The sequence below is a fragment of the Clostridium sp. HV4-5-A1G genome, from assembly GCF_900184915.1.
GTDB classification, from domain to species: domain Bacteria; phylum Bacillota; class Clostridia; order Clostridiales; family Clostridiaceae; genus Clostridium_B; species Clostridium_B aromativorans.
This window is the reverse complement of the sequence record NZ_FXYI02000229.1, coordinates 1-4,478: the sequence shown is the minus strand read 5'-3', so window position 1 is coordinate 4,478 and position 4,478 is coordinate 1. Positions and strand designations below refer to the sequence as shown.

General features: G+C 32.7%; 4 protein-coding genes. All 4 read left to right on the top strand.

Translation table 11 applies throughout. From position 1 onward, the window contains the following. The first annotated feature begins 131 nt into the window (after nucleotides 1-131). The 4 genes from acpS to alr all read left to right on the top strand — a co-directional run bounded on the left by acpS (nucleotide 132) and on the right by alr (nucleotide 3,968). Complete coding sequence (gene acpS, locus J5G60_RS16755; RefSeq protein ID WP_150358449.1) at nucleotides 132-548, top strand: holo-ACP synthase; 417 nt, start codon at nucleotides 132-134, stop codon at nucleotides 546-548. Continuing rightward, complete coding sequence (locus J5G60_RS16750) at nucleotides 508-2,007, top strand: NAD(P)H-hydrate dehydratase (protein WP_150358448.1); 1,500 nt, start codon at nucleotides 508-510, stop codon at nucleotides 2,005-2,007. The genes acpS and J5G60_RS16750 overlap by 41 nt, the downstream gene beginning before the upstream one ends. 83 nt (nucleotides 2,008-2,090) lie before the next feature. After that, nucleotides 2,091-2,699, top strand: a complete 609-nt coding sequence (locus J5G60_RS16745; RefSeq protein ID WP_150358447.1) for a germination lipoprotein GerS-related protein — start codon at nucleotides 2,091-2,093, stop codon at nucleotides 2,697-2,699. 105 nt (nucleotides 2,700-2,804) lie between these two features. Beyond that, nucleotides 2,805-3,968 (top strand): alanine racemase, encoded by a 1,164-nt coding sequence (alr, locus tag J5G60_RS16740; RefSeq protein WP_150358446.1) that lies wholly within the window; start codon nucleotides 2,805-2,807, stop codon nucleotides 3,966-3,968. Nucleotides 3,969-4,478: the final 510 nt, after the last annotated feature.

The window sequence follows — 4,478 nt, the reverse complement described above, 5'->3', positions numbered from 1 at the left end:
TTTTTTTTTAATGATACGGCGACCACCGAGATCTACACTTCTAGCTTCGTGGGCATCGTCATATGTGTATAAGAGACATATAATAAATACTGGTATAATTAAATTAATGAATTGGGGGGTGAAATGTAATTTTGATATTTGGAGTTGGAGTGGATATAGTTGAAATTAGGAGGATTAAAGAAGCCATTAGTAAACATGCTAATTTTATGGACAGAATTTTTAGTAAAAATGAAATAGAATATCTTAAAAATAGAAATTTAAGACCTGAATTTGTGGCTGGAAGATTTGCAGCAAAGGAAGCAGTGGTAAAAGCAATGGGTACCGGATTTAGAGGATTTGATTTTAAAGAAGTGGAAATAGACAGAGCAGCTTCTGGCAGACCTAATGTGATATTGAAGGGAAAAGCTAAATTGATGGCCAATAAATGTGGCAATTATAAGATACATTTGAGCATATCACATGGTGTGGACAATGCCATAGCATATGCAGTGATGGAGGTGGATGAGATTGAGGATAGCATCCATAGAGACATGCAGGAAGATAGATAATTATGCTATAAGTGAATTAAAAATACCCAGCATTGTTCTAATGGAAAACGCGGCTTTAAGAGTAATTGCGAATATAGATTTAAAAAATTATAATAGTTTTTGTATAATCTGTACAAAGGGCAACAATGGTGGAGATGGTTTTGCAATAGCGAGACATCTATATAATTTAAATAAAGAAGTTCATGTATTTTTAGTTGGGAAAGAGGAGGGCATGAGTGAAGAATGCAAAATAAATTATAATATATTAAAAGTTCTCCATATGAGTCTGGATAAGGTTAACTCTTTAGAAGATATGGTGAGACTTAGAAAAAGTATAAGAGAAAGCCAGGTTATTATTGATGGTATATTTGGTACTGGACTCTCTAGAAATATACAGGGCATACAGGATTCTGTCATATCGTTGATAAATGAAAATAGTAAATATACCATTTCTATAGATGTTCCTTCTGGTTTTAATGGGAATACGGGAGAGATAATGGGCAATTGTGTAGAGGCGGATAAAACTGTTACATTTCAATTGTATAAGCAGGGTTTTTTAAGATATGGAAGTGATAAATTTACAGGAGAGGTAACAGTTGAGGATATAGGAATTCCCAAAATTGCTGTTGGAAAATTTATCGATTCTAAATTTATAATAGAAAAAAATTTTATAAAAGAAAAGTTAAAGAGGAGAAATAAATTTGGGCACAAAGGCGATTATGGCAGAGTGCTTGTTATAGCTGGTTCTCAAGGGTTTACAGGAGCCGCTTATATATGCACTCAGGGAGCTGTAAGGAGTGGTGCGGGACTTGTTACTTTAGGCTGCTATAAGAATATTCAGCCAGTACTCAGCTCAAAACTAGTAGAGGGTATGACAATTCAGCTGGAAGATGATTCAAAGCTGCAGAAGGCCATAGAGAAAAGTGATGCTATTGCCATAGGACCAGGTATGGGAGTAAATGACAGAACTTTGAATATGGTTGATAGGATTCTAAATGTATCTAAAAAAAATGTTGTAATTGATGCAGATGGAATCAATGTGCTGATGGGGAATTTACATATATTGAAGAACAAAAAATGTGGAGTGATTTTGACTCCCCATCTAGGAGAAATGGCTAGAATCACGGGATTTGATATTCAATATATAGAGAAAAACAGAATAAAGGTAGCTAGAGATTTTGCAGCTGAAAATGATGTAATTGTACTCTTGAAAGGATATAATACTATTATTACAGATGGAAATGCAGTGGCCGTAAATCCTGTGGGGAACTCATCTATGGCTTCTGGAGGTATGGGGGACTGCCTTACTGGAATTATAGTTTCTTTTGCGGCTCAAAAGTATAATCTTTTTGAAGCGGCGTGTATAGCTGCTTTTGTGCATGGATACTCTGGAGAGAAACTATCCCAATATATGTTTTGTGTAAATGCCAGTCATGTTTTAAAACAGCTTCCTTTTTCAATAAAAGAATTGATGCAGTAGAAGATCAACCCCAAAAAATAGTAATATCAAAGGGTATGGTAGAATAGATTAATAGTGGAGCGCTTTAGATCAGGAGGAGTGGCATGAAGAAAAAACTATTAATGGGGATAGGTATATCTTTTGTTTTACTTGCTATTTTTTTATTCCATGGAAGAGATATTCAAAACACGGAAAAGATAATATATTATTTAAAGGACCTAGATAGTTATAGCTGTAATGTGAATATTCAGATAGAAAATGAGAAACAGCAAATAAATTACGGCGGCAGACAGTATTATGACAGCAGATATGGAGAAAGATTTGAACTGGGCAAAGACAGAGTAATTGTATATAGGGGAAATAAAATATTTGTTAAAAATAGTGACAACAGTGGTAAATACAGTATGGAAAAAAATTTCAATAGCTTGTTTAAATTCTGTTTTATAGAAGAGTATATATCACTGCTTTATACCAATGAAAAGATTGACAACTCCTTTAAGAAGGTAAATAATGAGCAGTATCAGGTTGTGCGTTTGGATATACCTGGTAATAATAAAAACATCAGTAAAGCTGAATTATATGTGAATTTAAAGCATAATACGCCAACTTACTTGAAAATATTTGATTCTACTGGAAGAAAAAAAGTAGATGTGGAATATAGTGATTTTAAGGCAAACGTGGAGTTGAGTGAAAATATTTTTGATATAAATTAATATTGAAATAATTTTATTCACAATTCCTATAGAAAAGGTATATAATTAAGTTAATGTCCTAAAATTATTTATTTTCTTTCAATTATATATAGAGGTGATGTGTCGATGTTTAGAAATTATAGACCAGTATGGGAGGAAGTTAATCTAGATAATCTTACATACAACATAGGTCAAATAAAATCAAAAGTGGGTAGTAAGGGATTAATAGGAGTTGTGAAAGCTGATGCCTATGGACATGGAGCAGTAGAAGTTTCACAGGTTCTTCTTGAGAATGGAGTAGAAAGACTGGCGGTAGCTGTTTTGGATGAAGCCATAGAGCTTAGGAAAAATGGGATAAAATCGCCTATAATGGTACTTGGTATAATACCCCATACCCTTATTAGTGACGTAGTAGATTATGATGTAGAGTCCATAACTCCTTCCTATGAATATGCATGTCAGCTGTCTAAGGAGGCCGTAGATAAGGGGAAAATTGCAAAGATACACATTGCTGTGGATACGGGAATGGGTAGAATAGGATTTTTGATAAATGATGACAGTGTAGATGAAGTTTATAAAATAAGCCAATTGCCCAATATAGAAATACAAAGCTTGTTTTCACATTTCTCTACAGCAGATGAGACAGATAAGACATATACTCATGAACAGTTTGAAAAATATAAACTATTTTATGAGAAATTAACAGACAAAGGTATAAAAATAAACATGAGAGATATAGCCAACAGTGCAGCTATAATGGAACTTCCAGATACCTATTGTGATTCGGTCAGACCTGGAATAATAATCTATGGTTATTATCCTTCCCACGAAGTGGACAAGAATCAGTTGAATATAAAACCTCTTATGACTTTGAAAGCCAATGTAGTTCATGTAAAAACACTGGAAGTTGGGCAGTATGTAGGTTATGGAAGGAAATTTAAAGCCGACAGGAAAAGTGTAATTGCCACTTTGCCAATAGGATACGCTGATGGATATACCAGAAGATTATTTGGGGAAGCGAAGGTTATAGTTAACGGAAAATTTGCTCCAGTAGTGGGAAACATATGTATGGATCAATGTATGGTAGATGTCACTGATGTAGGAGAGGTCAATGTAGGAGATGAAGTTGTTCTTCTAGGAGAGAAAGATGGCCTCAAGTTTGATGCAGAGGATGCAGCACAGATCCTGGGTACTATAAGCTATGAAATACTCTGTATGATGAGCAAGAGAATTCCAAGAGTGTATATAAAAAATGGAAAAGTAGTTAAAGTTAAAAATTACTTGATTTAATGATTTTTAGGTTCAGGTGTAGTTTTTCCATAGATAATAATTTTTTTCATCTGAACCTTCGTATGTATTTTTAACTGATTGAGGCGAATATCAGTGTTTTTTTCAGTAAGAAATATAATTATTTAGATGTTGAATTGAAATTACATATATTAAAATTATGAAACATTTGCACGCAGCCCTTATGGTAAATTTATAATTATGTGGTGCATTTTATGAGGCTGTATTTTTTAATGAATTATATACAATGATTTCATATATGACAATATTGTGAATATAAATTAAAAAAATGGTATAACATAATAATAATATGCATTATGAAATTATATCTATGTTTACATAGTATTACATAATTGTTAGGATTAATTAATGCCTGTTGATATCGATTTTCCAAATACAATATGCACTTGAAATTGTATAGGTGCGGTTTTGTAAATAATATAAAAGCTGATACATACAATATTTAAATTAATATCTAAAAATTTTTACATATAGATTGTAATATGCTTAAAT